Below are 20,290 nucleotides of genomic sequence, written 5' to 3'. Positions count from 1 at the left end.
GCCTTTTGCGTGTCAGCCGAGGCGCGGGCGCAGGCGGGCGACGAGGATGTCGACGGTGGCGGCGAAACCGGCGGCGGCGGTGTCGACCGCGAGATCGCCGAACGGCCGGTCGGCGTAGCCCTGGGCCAGCATTTCGGCGATGCGGGCGCGCTCGTCGGCGGAAAACACCCGCCCGCGGCCGGCGTTGACGAGCGCGTCGTAGGAGGCGCCGAGATTGACGACGAGGCAGCCATGTCCGGCATCGGCCAGGCGGCGGCGGAAATAGAGATAATTGGTGCAGCGCAGCGGATAGGCGACGATTGCCGCCGGGTGCTGCCGCAGCGCCGCCAGCAGCGCCTCGGCGATGCCGCGGCTGGTGCCGAGGCTCGAGGCGTACCAGGGGCGGTCGTGCTCGGCGTAATCGTCGCCGTCGAGGAAGGCGGCGCCGAGACGCGCCGCGACGGCGCGGCCGAGCGTGGTCTTGCCGGCGCCGATCGGGCCGCTGAAGAAGATCGCCTGCGTCATCGTGCCCGCCATGCCCGGATGCCCTTTTTGTCCCGGACGGAACCGCCTAGCTATCGTATGGGTTTTGCACCCATTGCAGCGTCAACAGGACAGTTTCCCATGAAATCCCCCGATATCGGCCTCAAGTCCAACACCAAGACCGCCATGGTCGAGCTGTGCAATGCGCGGCTCGCCGATACGATCGATCTGGCGCTGGCGGTCAAGCAGGCGCACTGGAACCTCAAGGGCCCGACCTTCATCGCCGTGCACGAATTGCTCGACATGCTGCGCACCAATCTCGACAACAACATCGACACCGTGGCCGAGCGCGTGGCGCAGCTCGACGGCGTGGCGCTGGGCACCACGCAAATCGTCGGCGACAAGAGCGCGCTGCCGGCCTATCCGACCGACATCAAGAAGGTGGCCGACCATGTCGGCGCGCTGGTCGAGCGCTACGGCGCGCTCAGCAAATCGGTGCGCGAGGCGATCGACACCGCCGACGACGCGGGCGATGCCGGCACCTCCGACATCTTCACCGCGTTCTCGCGCGACCTCGACAAGGACATGTGGTTCCTCAAGAGCCATCTCGAATAACGGTCCATCTGTCTCCCTGCCTGATGCGGCGTCCGTGAGGGCGCCGCACGTATTTTAGGCAGTCTGCTGCCCAAGATTTGAGCATTTTACCTGCTGCCACGAAAAAGTCGCAGAGTGCGCTTGCCCGCAGTTTAGAGTTGTGCAAATGTAGCCTCGATAGGACAGCTTTGCTGTCTTAATCGCGCGGGCATCCGGTCTCCCCGGACTGGCCGCACGCCGGACCGGCTGGCCCGTTCGTCGAGAGCGGAAACGGAAGGCGGGGCTTCGTGCCCGAATGAGCGGCCATTTGGATGCAGCGCCGCTCCCTGTTGACATTGTGACTTGCCCTCACGGGCTGCACTCATCACGATCCGGGCCCCCGCCCGGCAATCGTGGGTAAGACAGACGGAGCGTGGACGCCAATGACCGATACCGAGCCGATAAAACGAAAACCTTCCTGCCCTGAAAGGACCGACGCGCCGGCTTGCCGGCTCCCCCTGACCTGATTTCTCTGATCGAAGGACATCGCCGATGGCACAGTCTCGCTCTCCCGCCGCCCTCATTCCGGACCGCGCCATCGCACCCGCGAACCGCCCTCAGGCGTTCGGGCTGTTCGATCCGCTGCGCGAGCACGATGCCTGCGGCGTCGGCTTCATCGTCGATCTCAAGAACCGCGCCTCGCACAAGATCGTCAGCAACGGCCTCGACATCCTCGAGAACCTCGAGCATCGCGGCGCCGTGGGCGCCGACCCGCTGATGGGCGACGGCGCCGGCATCATGGTGCAGATCCCGCACGCCTTCTTCGTGCGCGAAATGGCCAGGCAGGGCGTGACGCTGCCGGAGCCCGGCCATTACGCGGTGTCGCACATCTTCTTCCCGCAGGACGCAGACCTGCGCGTCAAGCTGGAGAAGGTGGTCGAGAAGGTCATCGAGGACGAGGGCCAGACCGTGCTCGGCTGGCGCGACGTGCCGCACGACAATTCCTCGCTGTCGAGATCGCCCGAGATCGCGGCGACCGAGCCCTATCACCGGCAGGTGTTCATCGGCCGCGGCCGTAGCATCGCCGACGACGAGGCGTTCGAGCGCAAGCTCTACATCATTCGCAAGGTATGCTCGGGCAAGATCTATTCGGCCTATGAGGGCAAGCCGAACGACTTCTACGTCGTGTCGATGAGCTGCAGAACGCTGGTCTACAAGGGCATGTTCCTGGCGGCGCAGCTGCGCGCCTATTACAGTGATCTCAGCGATCCCGAATTTTCCTCGGCGCTGGCGCTGGTGCACCAGCGGTTCTCGACCAACACCTTCCCGAGCTGGCGGCTGGCGCATCCCTATCGCTTCGTCTGCCACAACGGCGAAATCAACACGGTGCGCGGCAACGTCAACTGGATGGCGGCGCGGCAGGCGTCGGTCAGCTCCGAGCTGTTCGGGGCCGACATCCAGAAGCTGTGGCCGATCTCCTATCCCGGCCAGTCGGACACCGCCTGCTTCGACAACGCGCTCGAATTCCTGATGCGCGGCGGCTATTCGCTGCCGCACGCGGCGATGATGCTGATCCCCGAGGCGTGGGCCGGCAATCCGCTGATGGACGAGGACCGGCGCGCCTTCTACGAGTACCACGCGGCGCTGATGGAGCCGTGGGACGGCCCGGCCGCGATGTGCTTTTCGGACGGTGTCCACATCGGCGCCACGCTCGACCGCAACGGCCTGAGGCCGGCGCGCTACATCGTCACCGACGACGACGAGGTCATCATGGCCTCCGAGATGGGCACGCTGAAGGTGCCGCCGGAAAAGATCGTGCGCAAGTGGCGGCTGCAGCCGGGCAAGATGCTGCTGATCGACCTCAAGAAGGGCGCCATCGTCTCGGACGAGGAGATCAAGGCCGAGCTCGCCAAGGCGCAGCCCTACAAGCAGTGGCTGGCGCGCACCCAGATCGTGCTCGAGGACCTGCCGGAAGTGGCGCCGCAGGCGCCGCAGAACGACGTTCCGCTGCTCGATCTGCAGCAGGCCTTCGGCTATACGCAGGAGGATCTGAAGCTCATTCTGCCGCCCATGGCGACCACCGGGCAGGAAGCGGTGGGCTCGATGGGCACCGACACGCCGATCTCGGCGATGTCGGACAAGTCGAAGCTGCTCTACACCTATTTCAAGCAGAATTTCGCGCAGGTCACCAACCCGCCGATCGACTCGATCCGCGAGGAATCGGTGATGAGCCTCGTGAGCTTCATCGGTCCGCGGCCCAACATCCTCGACCACCAGGGGCACAGCTCGCGCAAGCGGCTCGAGGTGCACCAGCCGATCCTGACCAACGCCGATCTCGAAAAGATCCGCGCCATCGGGGCGATGGCCGACAATCCGTTCCGCTCCAAGACGCTCGACATCACCTATCCGGCCGAGCTCGGCGCCGCGGGCATGAAGGACGCGCTCGACCAGTTGTTCTCCGACGCCGAGATGGCGGTGCATTCGGGCGACAACATCATCATCCTTTCCGACCGGCTGGTCGGGCCGGGCCGCATCGCCATCCCGGCGCTGCTGGCGACGGCGGGCGTGCACCATCATTTGATCCGCAAGGGCCTCCGTACGTCGGTGGGGCTTGTGGTCGAGACCGGCGAGGCGCGCGAGGTGCACCATTTCTGTGCGCTCGCCGGCTATGGCGCCGAGGCGATCAACCCGTATCTGGCGTTCGACACGCTGCTCGCCATGCGGGCGCAGACCAACGACATCCCTGAGGAGGTGGACGAGCACGAGCTGGTGCACCGCTACATCAAGGCGATCGGCAAGGGCATCCTCAAGGTCACGGCCAAGATGGGGATTTCGACCTACCAGTCCTATTGCGGCGCGCAGATCTTCGACGCCGTGGGGCTGAGCTCGGATTTCGTCGACACCTATTTCACCGGCACCGCCACCACCATCGAGGGCGCCGGGCTCATGCAGATCGCCGAGGAGACGGTGCGCCGCCACCAGGAGGCGTTCGGCGACAGCCCGGTGCTCGAGGACAGCCTCGAGGTCGGCGGCGACTACGCCTTCCGCTTCCGCGGCGAAGCGCATATGTGGCGCTCGGAGACGGTCAGCAATCTGCAGCACGCGGCGCGCGGCAACGCCCGCGACAAGTACCGCGAATTCGCGCGGCTGGTGAACACGGTGGAAGACCGCTACGTCACCATCCGCTCGCTGTTCCGCATCAAGGGCGCCGACGAGGACGGGCGCGCGCCGGTGGCGCTGGAGGAGGTCGAGCCGGCCGCCGAGATCGTCAAGCGGTTCTCGACTGGAGCGATGTCCTACGGCTCGATTAGCCGCGAGGCGCACACCACGCTCGCCATCGCCATGAACCGCATCGGCGGCAAGTCGAACACCGGCGAGGGCGGCGAGGAGGTGGACCGCTTCACGCCGCTGCCGAACGGCGATTCCATGCGTTCGGCCATCAAGCAGGTGGCCTCGGGCCGCTTCGGCGTCACGGCGGAATACCTGGTCAATTCCGACATGATGCAGATCAAGATGGCACAGGGGGCCAAGCCCGGCGAGGGCGGCCAGCTTCCCGGCCACAAGGTCGACGCCATCATCGCCAAGGTCCGGCACTCGACGCCGGGCGTCGGGCTGATCTCGCCGCCGCCGCACCACGACATCTATTCGATCGAGGATCTGGCGCAGCTCATCTTCGATCTGAAGAACGTGAACCCGGCGGGGCAGGTCAGCGTGAAGCTCGTCTCCGAGGTCGGCGTCGGCACCGTCGCCGCGGGCGTGAGCAAGGCGCGCGCCGACCACGTCACCATCTCGGGCTATGAGGGCGGCACCGGCGCGAGCCCGCTGACCTCGCTGAAGCATGCCGGCTCGCCGTGGGAGATCGGCCTCGCCGAGACGCACCAGACGCTGGTCGCCAACAAGCTGCGCAGCCGTATCGCGGTGCAGGTCGATGGCGGCATCCGCACCGGCCGCGACGTCGTCATCGGGGCGCTGCTGGGGGCCGACGAGTTCGGCCTCGCCACGGCGCCGCTGATCGCGGCGGGCTGCGTGATGATGCGCAAGTGCCACCTCAATACCTGTCCGGTGGGCATCGCCACGCAGGACCCGGTGCTGCGCGCCCGCTTCACCGGCAAGCCCGAGCACGTCATCAACTACCTGTTCTTCGTCGCCGAGGAGGTGCGCGAGCTGATGGCCGCGCTCGGCTACCGGCATTTCGACGAGATGGTCGGGCAGATGCAGATGCTCGACAAGACCGAGGCGGTGTCGCACTGGAAGGCGAGGGGGCTGGATTTCTCCAGGCTGTTCCACAAGCCGCCGACGGTCGAGGGCGTCGCCATCCATCACAGCGAGACGCAGAACCATCCGATCGACAAGGTGCTCGACCGCCGGCTGATCGAAAAGGCCAGGGGCGCGCTCGACACCGGAACGCCGGTGCAGATCGGCGAGACGATCAACTCCACCGACCGCTCGGCCGGCGCCATGCTCTCTGGCGAGGTGGCGCGGCGTTACGGCCAGGCGGGCCTGCCGGAAGACACCATCGCGGTGTCGCTGACGGGCACCGGCGGACAGAGCTTCGGCGCCTTCCTCGCGCATGGCGTGACGCTCGACCTCGTCGGCGAGGCCAACGACTATGTCGGCAAGGGTCTGAGCGGTGGCCGGCTGGTGGTGCGCCCGTCGGAAAAGTCGGCGGCCAGGCCGGAAGAGTCGATCGTCATCGGCAACACGGCGCTCTACGGCGCGACCGAAGGCGAGTGCTATTTCCGCGGCATCGCCGGCGAACGGTTCGCGGTGCGCAATTCCGGCGCGGCGGCGGTGGTCGAAGGCACCGGCGACCATGGCTGCGAATACATGACCGGCGGCGTCGTCGCGGTGCTGGGCAAGACCGGCCGCAATTTCGCGGCGGGCATGTCGGGCGGCATCGCCTATGTGCTCGACGAGGACGGCACGTTCGAGAGCCGCTGCAACATGTCGATGGTGTCGCTGGAGCCGGTGGTCGAGGAGGAGATGATCTCCGAGCGCGACTACGGTCATGGCGGCGACCTCGAGACCTCGGGGCTGGTCGAGATCATGTCCAACCTCGGCTCGGGCGACGCCGACCGCCTCAAGGCGCTGATCACCCGGCACAAGAGCTTCACCGGCTCGAGCGTGGCGGCCAGGATCCTCGACAACTGGGCGCACTATCTGCCCAGGTTCAAGAAGGTCATGCCGGTCGAATACCGCCGGGCTCTCGCCGAGCTCGAAAAGGAACAGGCCCGGCTGCAGGTCGCAGCGGAATGAGGTATCCCGTCATCCTCTCGGCTGCAGGATTGTTGCTTGCCGGAGTGGCGGCTCCCGCCGCTGCAGCGCCCGTCAACTACTGGGTTCAGCTCAGCTACATAAAACTGACCGACGATCCGACCCCGCCGCCCAAGACGTTCGTTTACCCGATGCAAGGCAGCAGCGTCGAGGCGGTGATGACGATGTGCACGAGCGAAATGAGTCTGCTCAGGTTGAGTAGGCACGTTCTAGATCGCAATCTCAAACTACAGGGGCGCTGGTATGCCAATGGAGGAGAGTGCGTGCGGGACAGGGCTGGAAATATCAAGATGACCGCTGGGGCTTTGCCCAAGGGGAGGAATTAGTCATGGGCAAGATCACCGGCTTCCTCGAAATCGACAAGGACGACCGCGACTATCTTCCGGTCAAGGATCGGCTGCAGAACTACGCCGAATTTGTCATTCCGCTCGGCGACAAGGGTACGCGCGACCAGGCGGCGCGCTGCATGGATTGCGGCGTGCCCTATTGCCATACCGGCTGCCCGGTCAACAACCAGATCCCCGACTGGAACGACCTCGTCTATCGCGGTGACTGGCAACGGGCGCTGCGCAATCTGCACTCGACCAACAACTTCCCCGAATTCACCGGCCGCATCTGCCCCGCTCCGTGCGAGGCGGCGTGCACGCTCAACATCATCGAGCAGCCGGTGAGCATCAAGACGATCGAATGCGCCATCGTCGACAAGGGCTGGGAGAGCGGTTGGATCACGCCGGAGATCAATCCGGTCAAGACCGGCAAGACGGTCGCGGTGATCGGCTCGGGGCCGTCGGGCCTCGCCTGCGCGCAGCAGCTCGCCCGTGCCGGCCACGATGTGCATCTCTATGAAAAGAACGCCAAGGCCGGCGGGCTGATGCGCTATGGCATCCCCGACTTCAAGATGGAGAAGCGGCACATCGACCGGCGCGTCGCGCAGATGGAGGCCGAAGGCGTCACCTTCCACTACGGCGTGCATGTCGGCCGCGACGTCAGCGTCGCCGAGCTCGAGGACAGGTACGACGCCATTGCGCTGGCGGGCGGCGCCGAGCTGCCGCGCGATCTGCCGATCCCCGGGCGCGAGCTCGACGGCATCCACTTCGCCATGCAGTTCCTGCCGCAGCAGAACCGCCGCGTCTCCGACGAGCCGCTCGACAACGTCAAGCCGATCCTCGCCGGCGGCAAGCACGTGGTGGTGATCGGCGGCGGCGACACCGGCTCGGACTGCATCGGCACCTCCAACCGCCAGGGGGCGCTGTCGGTGACGCAGATCGAGATCATGCCGGCGCCGCCGCTCAAGGAGAACAAGGAGCTCACCTGGCCGCTGTGGCCGATGAAGATGCGCACCTCGTCGTCGCAGGAAGAGGGCGTGACGCGCGATTTCGCGGTGGCCACGGTGCGCTTCGAGGGCGAGAACGGGCAGGTCAGGAAGCTGATCTGCGCCCGCGCCGACAGCAAGTTCCAGCCCATTGCTGGAACGGAGTTCGAGCTCAAGGCCGATCTGGTGCTGCTCGCCATGGGCTTTCTCGGCCCGGTGCAGGACGGCATGCTCAAGCAGTTCGGCGTCGAGCTCGACCGGCGCGGCAACGTGCAGGCCGACACGGTACGCTACCAGACGAGCCGGCCGAAGGTGTTCTCCTGCGGCGACATGCGCCGCGGCCAATCGCTGGTGGTCTGGGCCATCCGCGAAGGCCGCCAATGCGCTCGCGCCATCGACCAGACCCTGATGGGCGCCACAACGCTGCCGCGGTAAGCACCGCGGCAGTCGGGACTCCTCTCCCGCTTGCGGTGGAGGGGGACCACGCGCAGCGTGGTGGAGGGGGCGGCCCCAACCACCGTGCCGGTGGCCCGCCCCCTTTCGTCGCTTCGCGACACTTTCCCCCGCTGCGCAGGGGAAGGACCCGACTGCGGCGCTTTCGTTTCTCTTGATCCCACAGCCAGCTGCACCTCGTCCCGTCAGGGAGAGAGCCTGCCCCCGGACTTGATCCGGGGTCGCGCGCTTGGCGAGCATCAGCGAGCCTGGCAATCGGGTGAGGAGGCGATGTCTCGGTCACGGAAATGCTGCCCGTAACGCGCAAGCCTCACCACCGCACCGCCTCTCCCACTCCCGCTCGCTCCCAGCCGCACCCTCCGCCCCACTTCTCCCGTCCCCCCATCCCCATTCCCCTTGCAACTGACTGACCGGTCGGTTATTACATTACTGACCGAGCAGTCAGTTGGAGTGATCGCATGGCAGATGCCTTGCAACGGGGGCCGAAATTCCGGCGGCGGGCCGAGGCGCGGCCGGACGAGGTGCTGGATGCGGCGTTGGCGCTGTTCGTGGAAAAGGGGTTCGCCGCCACGCGGGTCGAGGACATCGCGGCGCGCGCCGGGCTCAGCAAAGGGGCGGTGTACCTCTATTTTCCGAGCAAGGAGGCGATCCTCGAGGGGCTGGTGAAGCGGGCGGTGCGGCCGATCGCCGACAACGCGCTGGGCTTTCTCGAGAACTACGCCGGCGATCCGCGGTCGGTGATCGGCACGGTGCTGAAGATGGTCGCCGGCCGGCTCGCCGACCCCATGCTCGTCGCCATCCCGCGCCTCCTGGTGCGCGAGATGGTCAACTTCCCCGAGCTGGCGCAGATGTACCGGCGCGAGGTGCTCGACCGCGTCATCCCGGCGGTTTCGGCGCTGATCGCCAGCGGCGTGCGCGAGGGCTATTTCCGGCCGGTCGATCCGGAGCTGACGCTGCGCTCGGTGATCGGGCCGGTGATCGCCCACATGCTGATGTCGGAGCTGTTCGGCATCCGGCCGGCGGGCGGGCTCGAGATCGAGCGGCTGATCGACAACCACCTGACCATCCTGTTCGACGGCCTCAGCGCACCGCAGCGCGAGCGCCGCTTCATGGCGACCTGAGGAGGCGCGCATGGGCACCGTTCTTGCCTGGCTGACGGGACTCGTCGCCATCCTGCCCGGCTTCGGCCCGGCCGCGCCGCCGGCCTGGAACGGCTACGCCGAGGACGACTACCTCTATGCCGCCGCGGCCACGGCCGGTCCCATCGCCGCGCTGCCGGTGACCGACGGCCAGCTCGTGCGCAAGGGCGAGGTGCTGTTCGTACTCGATACCAGCCAGCAGCAGGCGCAGTACGACGCCGCCAGGGCGCGGGCCGACGCCGCCGAGGCGACGCTGGCCAATCTGCAGACGGGCAGCCGGCAGGAAGAGATCGACGTCACCAAGGCGCAGTTGATGAAGGCCGAGGCGGATCTGAGCCTCGCGCAGCAGAACCTCGCGCGCACGCAGGATCTGTTCGATCGCGGGCTGACGCCGGTGGCGACGCTCGACCAAAGCAAGGCCACGGTCAAGGCGGCGCAGGCGGCGGTCGACCAGCTCACGGCGCAGCTCAAGGTGCAGGAGCTGCCGGCGCGCGACGCGCAGCAGATCGCCGCCGAGGCCAATGTCGCGGCGGCCAACGCCGATGCCGCCAGCGCCAAGGTGGCGCTCGACATGCGCACCGTCACGGCGCCCGCCGACGGCCGCATCGAGCAGCTCTACTACAAGGCCGGCGAGGTGGCAGCGGCCGGAGCGCCGGTCGTGTCGCTGAGCGGCGCCGGCAGCATGAAAGTGCTGTTCTATCTGAGCGAGGCCGACCGGCAGCATTTCGCGCTCGGCCAGCAGGTGCGGGTCAGTTGCGACGGCTGCGCCGCCGGCCTCACCGCCACCATCAGCCGCTTCGCCTCCGATCCGCAATTCACCCCGCCGATCATCTATTCGCGCGACGAACGCAGCCGGCTGAGCTTTCTCACCGAGGCGCGGCTCGATCAGCAGAACGCCGTTCGCCCTGGCCAGCCGGTGAGCATCGAGCCGCTGCAATGAGCGACACCGCCGTCATCGATGTGCGCGGCCTCACCAAGCGCTTCGGTACGCGCACGGTGGTCGATCATTTCGACATCCGCGTGCCGCGCGGCGCCATCTACGGCTTCCTCGGCCCCAACGGCTCGGGCAAGACCACCACCATCCGCATGCTGTGCGGGCTGCTGACGCCGGACGAGGGCGAGGGCACCTGCCTCGGCCTCGACGTGCGGCACGAGGCCGGCCGCATCAAGGAGGCGGTGGGCTACATGACGCAGAAATTCTCGTATTACGAGGATCTGACCATCCGCGAGAACCTCGATTTCGTCGCCCGCATGTACCGGCTCGACCGGCGGCGCGAGCGGGTCGACGCGGCGCTGCGCGATCTCGGCCTCGCCGACCGGCAGAAGCAACTCGCCGGCTCGCTGTCGGGCGGCTGGAAGCAGCGGCTGGCGCTCACCGCCTGCCTGCTGCACGAGCCGCAATTGCTGCTGCTCGACGAGCCCACCGCCGGCGTCGATCCCAAGGCGCGGCGCGATTTCTGGGACGAGATCCGGCGGCTGAGCGCCGGGGGCGTCACCGTGCTGGTCTCGACCCACTACATGGACGAGGCGGTGCAATGCGATTTCATCACCTACATCGCCTATGGCAGGAAGCTGATCGACGGCCCCTCGGCCGACATCCCCAGGCTGGTCGGGCTCGAGACCTGGCGGGTCGAAGGCCCCGATCTCGCGCGGCTCGAAGAGCGGCTGAAGCACGAGCCGGGGGTGGAGCAGGTGGCGCGCTTCGGGGCGGTGCTGCACGTTTCGGGCACCGACAGGCCGGCGCTAGAGGCCACGGTTCGGCGGCTCGAGGCCGAGGGCACGCATCGCTGGAGCAAGCAGGTCGCCGGCCTCGAGGAGGCGTTCATCTACCTGATGGCGGGGGCGCGCGACAATTTCGCCGGCGACCCGCAGGGCGTGGCGGCATGACCGAGGCGAAGGAGATCTTGTCGCGCCGCAGCGGCTTCTCGCTGCGCCGCTTCGGCGCCGTGCTCTACAAGGAATTCATCCAGATGCGGCGCGACCGCGTCACCTTCGGCATGATGATCGGGCTGCCGCTGATTCAGCTGTTCCTGTTCGGCTTTGCCATCAACGCCGACCCGCGGCACCTGCCGACGCTGGTGGAAATGGGCGACAATGGTCCGATCACCCGCGCGGTGATCGCCGCCATGCAGCAATCGGATTATTTCGATTTTCGCGGGCCCGTGGCCGGCACCGCCGCCGGCGAAGAGGCGCTGAGGCGCGGCGACGCCAATTTCGTGGTGGTGATCCCGCAGAATTTCGAGCGCGACGTGGTACGGGGGCGAGCGCCGGAAATTCTCGTCGCGGCCGACGCATCGGATCCCTCGGCGGTCGGCGGCGCCGCGGCGGCGCTTTCGGGCATCGTGCAATCGGCGGTGGGCGAGGCGCTGGTCGGGCCGCTGGCGAAAGCCGGCAGCCCGCCGCCGTTCTCGATCGTGGTGCACCGCGAATACAACCCCGAGGGCAAGACCTCGACCAACATCGTGCCGGGCCTGCTCGCCATCATCCTCTCGATGACCATGGTGATGATCACCGCCGTCGCCATCGTCAAGGAAACCGAGCGTGGCACCATGGAGATGCTGATCGCCACCCCGGTGCGGCCGTTCGAGGTGATGCTGGGCAAGATTCTGCCCTATGTGTTCGTCGGCTACGTGCAGACCATCGTGTTCCTGATTTCGGCCTATCTGGTGTTCCAGGTGCCGTTCGACGGCAGCTGGTGGGCGTTCTTCGTCGGCTTCAACCTGTTCATCGTGGTCAATCTGGCGCTGGGCTTTCTCATCTCCACCGCGGCGCGCAACCAGATGCAGGCGATGCAGCTCAGCTTCTTCACCATCCTGCCCTCGATCCTGCTGTCGGGCTTCATGTTTCCGTTCGCCGGCATGCCGGGCTGGGCGCAATTCATCGGCCAGGGCGTGCCGGCCACGCATTTCCTGCGCATCATCCGCGCCGTGATGCTGAAGGGCGGCGACATCCACGACGTGGGCGCCGAATGCCTCGCGCTGGGCGCCATCCTGGTGGTGATCTCGATCATCGCGATGCTGCGCTACCGGCAGACGCTGGACTAGGTCTTGCCTCTTCCCCGATCTCGCAGTCGGGCTCACCCCCAGGGGAGAGGGGGCGCACCTGGCGAGCCGAGCGAGCCGGCAAGCCGGTGAGGGGGGCGATCTCTCGGCTACAGTGACGCTGCCCGCAACGCACCAGGTTCACCCATGTTCGCTGCAAGCATCGCCTAGGATGCGAGCAGCGCCAGCACATCATCGGTCGTCGCCACCTCGCCGATCTTCTTGAGCTGCACGGTCACGGCGTGCTCGTGTGCGGCGGCGTCGCCGTCGGTCATCGCGTCGCTCACCGAAACGACGTTGTAGCCGTGATCGTAGGCGGCGCGGGCGGTGGCTTCGACGCCGCTCGAGGTGGCGATGCCGGCAAGAAAGATCTGCGTCACGCCGCGGCGGCGCAGCTGCATGTCGAGACCGGTGCCGTAGAAGGCGCCGATATTGTACTTGGTGATGCGGATGTCGGCCGGCTGCGCGTCGAGCTCGGGCGCCAGCTCGTCCCAGCCCGGCGGCGGGGCGAAATTGCGCGGATTGGCGGTGCGGCCCGGGGCGCGGCCAGCGACGTTGACCAGCGCCACCGGCAGGTTTTTCGCGCGGAAGGCAGCGGCAAGGCGCGCCGCGCGCGCCAGGATGTCGGCGGCCGGATGCGCCGTCGGCATGCCGAGCACGCCCTTTTGCAGGTCGATGACGACGAGGGCGGCGACGGGATCGAGCCGGGACACGCTCATGGCGTTGTCGCCGGGCTGTTGCCGCCATTGTGGCGGCCGAAATGATAGGCGAGGAACAGGCCGATGAAGGCCACGCCGATGCCGAGGCTCAGCGCGTCGCCGAGATCGCGCAGGTCGAAGCTGCCGACCCGCGCGAGCAGCAGCCAGGCGATGACCAGGTTCACCAGCGCCCACGCCATGTTGACCACCGAACTCGATTGCGCGATGCCGCGCGGCCGGGCAAAGGGCGATTGAAACGGCTTGCCCGCAACGCCATGCACGAAATGTGGAACGGCGTTTGCAAGGAACATGCCGCCGACGAAATAAGCCAGATCATAGAGCCAGATCATGGTGTGCCCCGAATGGTTGAAAACTCGCCGTCCAGTCCATCTGCTCACCGGCATCCGACGCTACAGCCCGAGCGCGCCATGCACCTGGCCGACCAGCCGCGCGTCGTCCCAGTAATTGGCCTTGAGCCAGTCGCTGGCGGTCAGCAGCTCGTCGGGGTGGCGCGGCACCCAGCCGAAGCGCAGGGCCACGGCGACGCGGCCGGGAGTGGCGCTGTACATCTCGGCCATCGCCTCGAACACGCGCTTGGAATGCCCATAGGGGTTGATCTGGTGCGCCGCCCAGCGGGTGCGCGGCTGCGCCCAGTCGGAGGAGGGGAGCACCACGCGCTTGATGTCGTAGCGGTCGCAGGCGGCGAGCAGCCGCGCCGTGTCGCGCACCGCGGCCCAGTGCACCGCGGGCGGATCGTCGACGTCGTAGGAGGTGGCGACGTGGATCAGGCCCTCGGCCTGCGCAAAGGCGGCGCGGATCGCCGGGGCGTCGTAGTCGAGGTCGGCGAGGTCGGCGACGATGTCGGCGCCGGCGGCGCGGTCGATGCCGATGGCGCCGGGAAACGCGGCGCGCAGGCGCCGGCCGATATTGCCCTCGGAGCCGAGGATGAGGATGGCCATCAGCTCAGCCCGAACATCTGGTCCTGCCGCTGCCGCAGCGCATAGAGCCGCGTCGTCTGGTCGGGCGCGGCATTGTGGCGGGTCAAGAGCTCGCCCTTCCTGACCGGCGCGATCACCTTGCCGCCTTCGAGCAGTCCGACCGGCACGGCCTGTTTGGCGCGGGCGTCGCCGATCCTGAGGATGAAGCTGCGGTAGCAGGTCTCGCCGATGGCATCGAAGCTCTCGCCGATCGCGAGGTCGCGCTTGGCCACGGCGCACACTTCCGCCACCGGATTGGGCAGCGGCACCATGTCGGGGCGCCCGTAGAGCATGATTCTGGCGGCGGTCAGCGGCACTTCCAGCGAGGTCAGATGGTAGGGGCGGAAGAACGAATAATACGGCCCGTGCCCGACGTGCAGATCGTCCATGCGCTCGATGATGCGCGGATGCTCGGCCTCGACGATCACGAACACACCGGGCGCCACGCCCTTGCCGATGGTGAAGTCGACGACGCCCTTGCTGTCAAGGATGCCGCCATCTTCCCTGGGGATCAGCACCTTGACCATCTGGTCGCGGTCGGCCTTCGGGCCATGCATGCCCGGAACATCGGGAACGAGGCCGGTGGCGTTGGCGATGGCGCACATCTCGACCATGGTCTTGCTGCCGTCGACGAACTCCACCAGCATGCGCGGGTTCATGTTGCGGCGCGCCGCTTCCTCGCGATAATCGTCGGGCACGGCGTCGTGGTTGAGCGGGTTGTTCTTGCCCTTGCCGGCCGACACGATGCGGTAGCCGAGCGCGGTGGCGAACTCGATCAGCTCCATGCAGCTCGACGGCTCGTCGCCGGCGCCCACCGAATACACCACCCCCAGCCGGTCGGCCTGCTGCTTGAGGTAGGGCCCGATGGTGACGTCGGCCTCGACGTTCATCATCACCAGGTGCTTGCCGTGCTCCATCGCCATCAGATCGTAGTCGGCGGCGACGCCCGGCTTGCCGGTGGCGTCGATGACCACGTCGATCTCGGGCGTCTTGACCAGCACGTCGGCCGAGGTGATGGCGAGCTTGTGCTGGCCGATGGCGGCCGACACCTTGCCCAGCGTCTCGGCCTCGACGGCGTGCGAGGTGTCGCCATAGGCAATCGCGGTGGCCTCGAGCGCGGTGTGCGGCCGGCGCGTGGCGATGGCCGCCACCTCGATGCCGCGCATCAGCATGCCCTGGGTTACGAGGTCGGTGCCCATCTCGCCCGAGCCGATGACGCCGATGCGGATCGGCCGGTTCTCGTCGGCGCGCCGGGCCAGGTCGCGGGCAAGCCCGGTCAGATGCACATTGGTCAAAGGCTGGTAGGTCGGCATGTCGCGGCGGGGTCTAGCATTGAAGGTGAGCGAGGGAAACGGGAGATTGCGGAAGATCGCCGCCGGCTGCAGCAGAGGGTGGTGCCGACTGCTCAGTCAGGCTAGGAACACGTCATGACCGACGACCTCCTGATTTCCACCGACGGCCATCTGGGCCGCATCGCGCTCGACCGGCCGGCGGCCATCAATGCGCTCAGCCTGTCGATGATCGAAGGCATCAAGGCGGCGCTGCTCGGCTGGCGCGACGATCCGGGCATCGGGGCGGTGCTGTTCGAGGGCAATTCGCCCAAGGGCTTCTGCTCGGGCGGCGACGTGCGGGCGGCGCGGGCGCTGGTCGTGGCGGGCACGCCGGAGCTGGCCGATGCGTATTTCGCCTCGGAATACGAGATGAACCGGCTGATTGCCACCTATCCCAAGCCGCTGGCGGTCCTGGGGCACGGCATCACCATGGGCGGTGGCATCGGCATCGCCGGCCATTGCGGCTTCCGCTTCACGCAGCCGGGGGCGCGCTTCGCCATGCCGGAATCGGCGATCGGCTTTTTCGGCGATGTCGGGGTCAACGCCATTCTGGCCAAGGCGCCGCTCAACCGGGCGCTGCTGTTCATGCTGTCGGGCGCCAGCGTCGGGGCCGCCGACGCGGTGGCGCTCGGCCTCGCCGACGCGGTGGTGGCGCCCGAGCGCGTCGCCGGCCTCCGCGCCGACCTCGCGGGCGCGGCCGCCGCGCCCGAGCCGGCCGCCGCCATCGGCCGGCTGATGCAGGCGGACTCCGTGGTGGCGGGTGCGGCGCCGTTCTGCGCCCTCGCCGATCTGCTGCCGGCGGAGCCCGCCGAGTCGCCGGCCGAGTTCGTCGCCGCGGTGGCGGCGGTGCCGGCGCTGGGTGAGATCGCGGCGCTGCTGCCCACCCGCTCGCCGGGCTCGCTGGTCGCGACCTTCTTTGCCCAGCACGCGGCGCGGCGGCTGATGGACGTGACCGCGACGCTGGCGATGGACCTCCGCCTCGCCCGGGTGATGGCGCGGCGGCCGGATTTCGCCGAGGGCGTGCGGGCGGTGCTGGTGGACAAGGACCAGGCGCCGAAATGGACGCCGGCGACGCTCGCCGAGCTCGATGTCGAGCGCGACGCCGGGCCCATCCTCAGGGCGGTGAAAGGCCCGTAACAGCAGCGATTTTCGCGCTGCCGGGCGAACACGGTTAGCACTTCTTAAACCGTTCGCATGGACACTGCCGGCCAGGGAAACACCCTCGGGGGACGGCCTCTTCATGTCCGAAGCAGCGGCGCGGGTCGTGGCATTGCCGGCGATCGTCGATCTGGACGCGCTCGACATCGTGCGCGACGGATTGATCGACTGCGTCGAGACCGGCGCCGTCGAGATCGACGCCAGCAAGGTCGAGCGCGTGGCGACCAATGCGCTCCTGATGCTGATCAGCGCCGCCGAAACCTCGCGGCGCAGCAATTTCCCGTTCGCCATTTCGGGGGCCAGCGCCTCCATGCTCGCGGCCATCGACCGGCTCGGCCTGGGCGCGAGCTTTTCGGGTTTGATGAAAGGATAATGGCGCATGCGCGTGCTGACGGTTGACGATTCCCGCACGATCCTCGCGATGCTGCACCACACCCTGAGCAATGCCGGGTTCGAGGTGCTGCAGGCCGAGGACGGCCAGAAGGGTCTCGACGTGCTGGCGACGGAAGATGTCGACGTGGTGATCACCGACATCAACATGCCGGTGATGGACGGCATCGAGTTCATCAAGCGGGTGCGCGCGTCGGGCGAGCACAATTCGCTGCCCATCCTGATCCTCACCACCGAGACCAGCCAGGACAAGCGCGACCAGGGCCGCGCCGCGGGCGGCACCGGCTGGATCGTGAAACCCTTCGATCCCGAGAAGCTGATCTCGGTGATCCACCGCGTGGTGCACTGACGTTCGGGCGCTGACCCAGAAGGGGAGACGCCGCCAATGAGCGATCTCGACGACTTCAAGGCCACCTATTTCGACGAATGCTCCGAGCTTTTGACCGAGCTCGAGGAGCAGTTCGCCGCCATCGAGGCGGGCGAGCGCACGCCCGACCGGCTGAACGCGGTGTTCCGCGCCATCCACTCGATCAAGGGCGGCGGCGGCGCCTTCGGCTTTGCCGAGCTGGTGGCCTTCGCGCATGCCTACGAGACGCTGCTCGACCATGTGCGCGACGGCCGCATCGAGCTCAGCGGGCCGGTGACGACGCTGTGCATCCGGGCCAACGACATCGTCGCCGACTTCGTCAACGCCGCCAAGACCGGGGCCAGCCTCGGGCCGGCCTATGGCGACGTCGAACGGCACCAGTTCGACGCGCTGACCAGCGGCAACGCCCCCGGCGGGGAGGCCGACGCCGAGGCGCCGATGGAAGATTTCGACATCGACTTCGTGCCGGTGATGGTCGATCTCGGCGCCGCCGCTCCGGCCGCGCCCGAGCCCGCCGAGGACAGCTTCGCTTCGGCGCCGCTGACGGTCGAAAAGGGCCATTGGGAGATCCGCTTCGCGCCGCACAGCGAGCTCTATGCGCGCGCCAACGATCCGCTGCTGCTGTTCCGCGAGCTCGCCAATTTCGGCGAGCTGACCGTGGTCGCGAGGCTCACCGACATCCCGCCGCTCGCCGATTTCGAGCCGTTCGGTATCTACTGCACCTGGGAGCTGACGCTGGTGTCGCCGACGGCGAGCGCCGAGGCGATCGCCGAAGTGTTCGAATTCGTCGAGGGCAATTGCGAGCTCTCGATCGCGCAACTGCCCAGCCGCGCCGCGCCGGCGCCCGAGCCGTCGCTGGCGGAGCTGGCGCAACTCGTGGCGCCGGCTGCCCCCCCGGATTCGCCGGCGCTCAGCTTCGCCGAGCTGGCCGAGACGGTGAAACAGGAGATGCCGGCGCGCCCCGCCGCCCCGGCGCCCGCCCCCGCGCCGGCAATCAAGCTGGTCGAGGCCGAACCGGCGGCCATCGCCGACGAGCACGAGGAGCGCCGCGCCGGCCCCGAGGAGCGCCGCAATGCCGGCGTGCAGTCGATCCGCGTCGACCTCGACAAGGTCGACCGCGTCGTCAACATGGTGGGCGAGCTGGTGATCACCCAGTCGATGCTCAGCCAGCAGATGGACGATACGCTGAGGGCCCGCTACCAGGAGCTGGTGCGCGGCCTCGAAGTGCTGGCGCAGACCACGCGCGGCCTGCAGGACGCGGTAATGGCCATCCGGGCGCAGCCGGTCAAATCGGTGTTCTCGCGCATGCCGCGGCTGGTGCGCGAGCTCGCCACCAGGACCGGCAAGAAGATCAAGCTCGAGACCATCGGCGAAGCCACCGAGATCGACAAGACCGTGATCGAGCAATTGTCCGATCCGCTGACGCACATGATCCGCAATTCCGCCGACCACGGTATCGAGGCGCCGGACAAGCGGCTGCGCCTGGGCAAGCCCGAGATCGGCACCATCCGGCTGTCGGCCGAGCAGGCGGGCGGCAACATCCTGATCGCCGTCGAGGACGATGGCGGCGGCATCAACCGCGAGCGCGTGCTGCAGGTGGCGTGCGACAAGGGCATCGTCGCCGCCGACACGACTCCGACCGACGAGCAGATCGACCAGCTCATCTTCGCGCCGGGCTTTTCCACCGCCGAGGCGGTCAGCGACATCTCCGGGCGCGGCGTCGGCATGGACGTGGTGCTGTCCAACATCAAGAAGATCGGCGGCTCGGTGCACGTCAAGAGCCGCAGCGGGCAGGGCACGCGCATGACGCTCCGGCTGCCGCTGACGCTGGCGGTGCTCGACGTCATGCTGGTCAAGGTCGGCCCCAGCCCCTACGTCATTCCGCTGAGCTCGATCGTCGAGACCATCCAGTGCTCGCGCGCCGATTTCGGCCGCGCGCCGTCCGGCGCCAAGGTGCTGCGGGTGCGCGGCGAATACGTGCAGGTGGTCGACCTCTCCGAGCGCTTCCAGCTGCGCGGCGATGCCGAGCTCGCCAACCGCTTCGTGGTGCTGTGCGAGGCCGAGGGCGGCGTCAAGATCGCGCTCGTCGTCGACGACATCATCGGCCAGCAGCAGGTGGTGATCAAAAGCCTCGAGGAAAACTTCGAGTCGATCGACGGCATCGCCGGCGGCACCATTCTGGGCGACGGCAACGTCGCTCTCATCGTGGACGTGCAGGGGCTCAAGGCGAGCAACAGCCTGCACAAGAACGCCGCCTAGAAGGGTCGGCAGAAGGATCAGAAGATGGAAAGCCTCGCCCTCAAGGACGATTACGGCACCGGCGCGCAGGTCAATGCGCAGAATTCACTGCAGCTCATCGCGTTTTCGATCGGCGAGCAGACCTATGGCGTCGAGATCACCACGGTGCGCGAGATCCGCGCCTGGAACGGCGCGACGCCGCTGCCCAACACGCGCGAATATGTGCGCGGCGTGATCAATCTGCGCGGCACCATCGTGCCGATCTTCGATCTGCGCGCCCGCTTCGGCGAGGGCCAGACCTCGCCCACCAAGAACCACGTGGTGGTGGTGATGTCGGTCGGCGACAAATGGGTCGGCATCCTGGTCGACGCCGTCAGCGACATCCTCACCGTCAGCAAGGACGAGATCCACAACGTGCCGGAAGGCAATTCGATGGACACCGAGCTCCTCAACGGCATCGTCACCCACGACAGCCGCATGGTTGGCCTCATCGACCTGCACGCCGTCGTCTCCGGCGCCAAAGTCGATAGCTAGAACAATGAATCAGTAAATCGCATCGAGGGCGCCGCGAGGCGCCCTTGGCTTTTGTGGCCCTAGTCAGAAGAAGGACCCCGACTGCACCGTCGCCCCCCAACCACCACCCGCTTGCGCGGGGATGACACCCGGTGGAGGACGGCGAAACCGAGTACCCCCGACACCTCTATCCCCCACGTCACCGCCGATTTCCCCTTCCCCCACAATCCCCTGCAACAAATCCACCGTCCGCCAATCCACCACCCTCCTGCCCGGGTGTACTCTCCGCTCCATCCCCTCGCGATTGCGAGGTCGCGACGAACGGTCGGCGGGGGGAGGCCGGTGTGGGTGGGGTGTCGACCCC

The 20,290-nt window shown here is 67.5% G+C and carries 18 protein-coding genes; 13 read left to right on the top strand and 5 right to left on the bottom strand.

All coding sequences use genetic code 11. The features are described from left to right. Positions 1 to 12 precede the first annotated feature (12 nt). Entirely contained in the window at positions 13 to 516 is a 504-nt protein-coding gene (locus tag BGO82_RS14980) for a shikimate kinase (protein WP_291306410.1), read from the bottom strand. A gap of 87 nt (positions 517 to 603) precedes the next feature. Here BGO82_RS14980 and dps point away from each other — a divergent pair, with 87 nt between their 5' ends. The 8 genes from dps (at position 604) to BGO82_RS14940 (ending at position 12,257) form a co-directional block, all read left to right on the top strand. Beyond that, positions 604 to 1,077 carry a DNA starvation/stationary phase protection protein Dps gene (gene dps, locus BGO82_RS14975; RefSeq protein ID WP_291306409.1) on the top strand — a complete coding sequence of 158 codons (474 nt, stop codon included), beginning with the start codon at positions 604 to 606 and terminating at the stop codon, positions 1,075 to 1,077. 510 nt (positions 1,078 to 1,587) lie between these two features. Continuing rightward, complete coding sequence (gene gltB, locus BGO82_RS14970; RefSeq protein WP_291306408.1) at positions 1,588 to 6,291, top strand: glutamate synthase large subunit; 4,704 nt, start codon at positions 1,588 to 1,590, stop codon at positions 6,289 to 6,291. Next, complete coding sequence (locus BGO82_RS14965; protein ID WP_291306407.1) at positions 6,288 to 6,635, top strand: hypothetical protein; 348 nt, start codon at positions 6,288 to 6,290, stop codon at positions 6,633 to 6,635. The genes gltB and BGO82_RS14965 overlap by 4 nt, the downstream gene beginning before the upstream one ends. Before the next feature lie 2 nt (positions 6,636 to 6,637). Then, complete coding sequence (locus BGO82_RS14960; RefSeq protein WP_291306406.1) at positions 6,638 to 8,056, top strand: glutamate synthase subunit beta; 1,419 nt, start codon at positions 6,638 to 6,640, stop codon at positions 8,054 to 8,056. A 476-nt stretch (positions 8,057 to 8,532) separates the two neighbouring features. Further along, on the top strand, positions 8,533 to 9,195 hold the full coding sequence (locus tag BGO82_RS14955) for a TetR/AcrR family transcriptional regulator (protein WP_291306405.1): 663 nt from the start codon (positions 8,533 to 8,535) through the stop codon (positions 9,193 to 9,195). Positions 9,196 to 9,205: 10 nt separating this feature from the next. After that, the gene (locus tag BGO82_RS14950) at positions 9,206 to 10,153 is read left to right on the top strand and encodes an HlyD family efflux transporter periplasmic adaptor subunit (protein ID WP_291306404.1); all 948 of its coding nucleotides are present in this window, start codon (positions 9,206 to 9,208) and stop codon (positions 10,151 to 10,153) included. Beyond that, entirely contained in the window at positions 10,150 to 11,100 is a 951-nt protein-coding gene (locus BGO82_RS14945; RefSeq protein WP_291306403.1) for an ABC transporter ATP-binding protein, read from the top strand. The genes BGO82_RS14950 and BGO82_RS14945 overlap by 4 nt, the downstream gene beginning before the upstream one ends. After that, a complete protein-coding gene (locus BGO82_RS14940; protein WP_291306402.1) occupies positions 11,097 to 12,257 on the top strand; it encodes an ABC transporter permease in 1,161 nt (386 codons plus the stop codon). The genes BGO82_RS14945 and BGO82_RS14940 overlap by 4 nt, the downstream gene beginning before the upstream one ends. Positions 12,258 to 12,421: 164 nt before the next feature. On the opposite strand, the gene BGO82_RS14935 is transcribed toward BGO82_RS14940, so the two are convergent. The 4 genes from BGO82_RS14935 to BGO82_RS14920 are packed head-to-tail and all read right to left on the bottom strand — an operon-like array spanning position 12,422 to position 15,224. Next, positions 12,422 to 12,973 (bottom strand): isochorismatase family protein, encoded by a 552-nt coding sequence (locus tag BGO82_RS14935; protein WP_291306401.1) that lies wholly within the window; start codon positions 12,971 to 12,973, stop codon positions 12,422 to 12,424. Next, a complete protein-coding gene (locus BGO82_RS14930) occupies positions 12,970 to 13,302 on the bottom strand; it encodes a hypothetical protein (RefSeq protein WP_291306400.1) in 333 nt (110 codons plus the stop codon). The genes BGO82_RS14935 and BGO82_RS14930 overlap by 4 nt, the downstream gene beginning before the upstream one ends. Before the next feature lie 60 nt (positions 13,303 to 13,362). Further along, positions 13,363 to 13,911, bottom strand: coding sequence for an NAD(P)-dependent oxidoreductase (locus tag BGO82_RS14925; protein WP_291306399.1), 549 nt, complete (start codon positions 13,909 to 13,911; stop codon positions 13,363 to 13,365). Continuing rightward, positions 13,911 to 15,224, bottom strand: coding sequence for an NAD(P)H-dependent oxidoreductase (locus BGO82_RS14920; protein WP_291306490.1), 1,314 nt, complete (start codon positions 15,222 to 15,224; stop codon positions 13,911 to 13,913). The genes BGO82_RS14925 and BGO82_RS14920 overlap by 1 nt, the downstream gene beginning before the upstream one ends. Positions 15,225 to 15,356: 132 nt before the next feature. Here BGO82_RS14920 and BGO82_RS14915 point away from each other — a divergent pair, with 132 nt between their 5' ends. The 5 genes from BGO82_RS14915 (at position 15,357) to BGO82_RS14895 (ending at position 19,947) form a co-directional block, all read left to right on the top strand. Further along, entirely contained in the window at positions 15,357 to 16,397 is a 1,041-nt protein-coding gene (locus BGO82_RS14915; protein ID WP_291306398.1) for a 3-hydroxyisobutyryl-CoA hydrolase, read from the top strand. Positions 16,398 to 16,500: 103 nt separating this feature from the next. Then, entirely contained in the window at positions 16,501 to 16,791 is a 291-nt protein-coding gene (locus BGO82_RS14910; RefSeq protein ID WP_291306397.1) for an STAS domain-containing protein, read from the top strand. 6 nt (positions 16,792 to 16,797) lie between these two features. Next, on the top strand, positions 16,798 to 17,157 hold the full coding sequence (locus tag BGO82_RS14905) for a response regulator (protein ID WP_291306396.1): 360 nt from the start codon (positions 16,798 to 16,800) through the stop codon (positions 17,155 to 17,157). A 36-nt stretch (positions 17,158 to 17,193) separates the two neighbouring features. Beyond that, on the top strand, positions 17,194 to 19,434 hold the full coding sequence (locus tag BGO82_RS14900) for a chemotaxis protein CheA (RefSeq protein ID WP_291306395.1): 2,241 nt from the start codon (positions 17,194 to 17,196) through the stop codon (positions 19,432 to 19,434). A 24-nt stretch (positions 19,435 to 19,458) separates the two neighbouring features. Further along, entirely contained in the window at positions 19,459 to 19,947 is a 489-nt protein-coding gene (locus BGO82_RS14895; RefSeq protein WP_291306394.1) for a chemotaxis protein CheW, read from the top strand. Positions 19,948 to 20,290: the final 343 nt, after the last annotated feature.

This window comes from Devosia sp. 67-54, from assembly GCF_001899075.1.
GTDB lineage: Bacteria > Pseudomonadota > Alphaproteobacteria > Rhizobiales > Devosiaceae > Devosia_A.
Note: the sequence above shows the minus strand (reverse complement) of the source record. Positions and strands in the feature narration are given on the sequence as shown.

Bases quoted from the DNA above. Each gene is read 5' to 3' on its own strand.
- BGO82_RS14980 (WP_291306410.1), bottom strand. From the start codon at position 516: ATGGCGGGCACGATGACGCAGGCGATCTTCTTCAGCGGCCCGATCGGC.
- dps (WP_291306409.1), top strand. From the start codon at position 604: ATGAAATCCCCCGATATCGGCCTCAAGTCCAACACCAAGACCGCCATG.
- gltB (WP_291306408.1), top strand. From the start codon at position 1,588: ATGGCACAGTCTCGCTCTCCCGCCGCCCTCATTCCGGACCGCGCCATC.
- BGO82_RS14965 (WP_291306407.1), top strand. From the start codon at position 6,288: ATGAGGTATCCCGTCATCCTCTCGGCTGCAGGATTGTTGCTTGCCGGA.
- BGO82_RS14960 (WP_291306406.1), top strand. From the start codon at position 6,638: ATGGGCAAGATCACCGGCTTCCTCGAAATCGACAAGGACGACCGCGAC.
- BGO82_RS14955 (WP_291306405.1), top strand. From the start codon at position 8,533: ATGGCAGATGCCTTGCAACGGGGGCCGAAATTCCGGCGGCGGGCCGAG.
- BGO82_RS14950 (WP_291306404.1), top strand. From the start codon at position 9,206: ATGGGCACCGTTCTTGCCTGGCTGACGGGACTCGTCGCCATCCTGCCC.
- BGO82_RS14945 (WP_291306403.1), top strand. From the start codon at position 10,150: ATGAGCGACACCGCCGTCATCGATGTGCGCGGCCTCACCAAGCGCTTC.
- BGO82_RS14940 (WP_291306402.1), top strand. From the start codon at position 11,097: ATGACCGAGGCGAAGGAGATCTTGTCGCGCCGCAGCGGCTTCTCGCTG.
- BGO82_RS14935 (WP_291306401.1), bottom strand. From the start codon at position 12,973: ATGAGCGTGTCCCGGCTCGATCCCGTCGCCGCCCTCGTCGTCATCGAC.
- BGO82_RS14930 (WP_291306400.1), bottom strand. From the start codon at position 13,302: ATGATCTGGCTCTATGATCTGGCTTATTTCGTCGGCGGCATGTTCCTT.
- BGO82_RS14925 (WP_291306399.1), bottom strand. From the start codon at position 13,911: ATGGCCATCCTCATCCTCGGCTCCGAGGGCAATATCGGCCGGCGCCTG.
- BGO82_RS14915 (WP_291306398.1), top strand. From the start codon at position 15,357: ATGACCGACGACCTCCTGATTTCCACCGACGGCCATCTGGGCCGCATC.
- BGO82_RS14910 (WP_291306397.1), top strand. From the start codon at position 16,501: ATGTCCGAAGCAGCGGCGCGGGTCGTGGCATTGCCGGCGATCGTCGAT.
- BGO82_RS14905 (WP_291306396.1), top strand. From the start codon at position 16,798: ATGCGCGTGCTGACGGTTGACGATTCCCGCACGATCCTCGCGATGCTG.
- BGO82_RS14900 (WP_291306395.1), top strand. From the start codon at position 17,194: ATGAGCGATCTCGACGACTTCAAGGCCACCTATTTCGACGAATGCTCC.
- BGO82_RS14895 (WP_291306394.1), top strand. From the start codon at position 19,459: ATGGAAAGCCTCGCCCTCAAGGACGATTACGGCACCGGCGCGCAGGTC.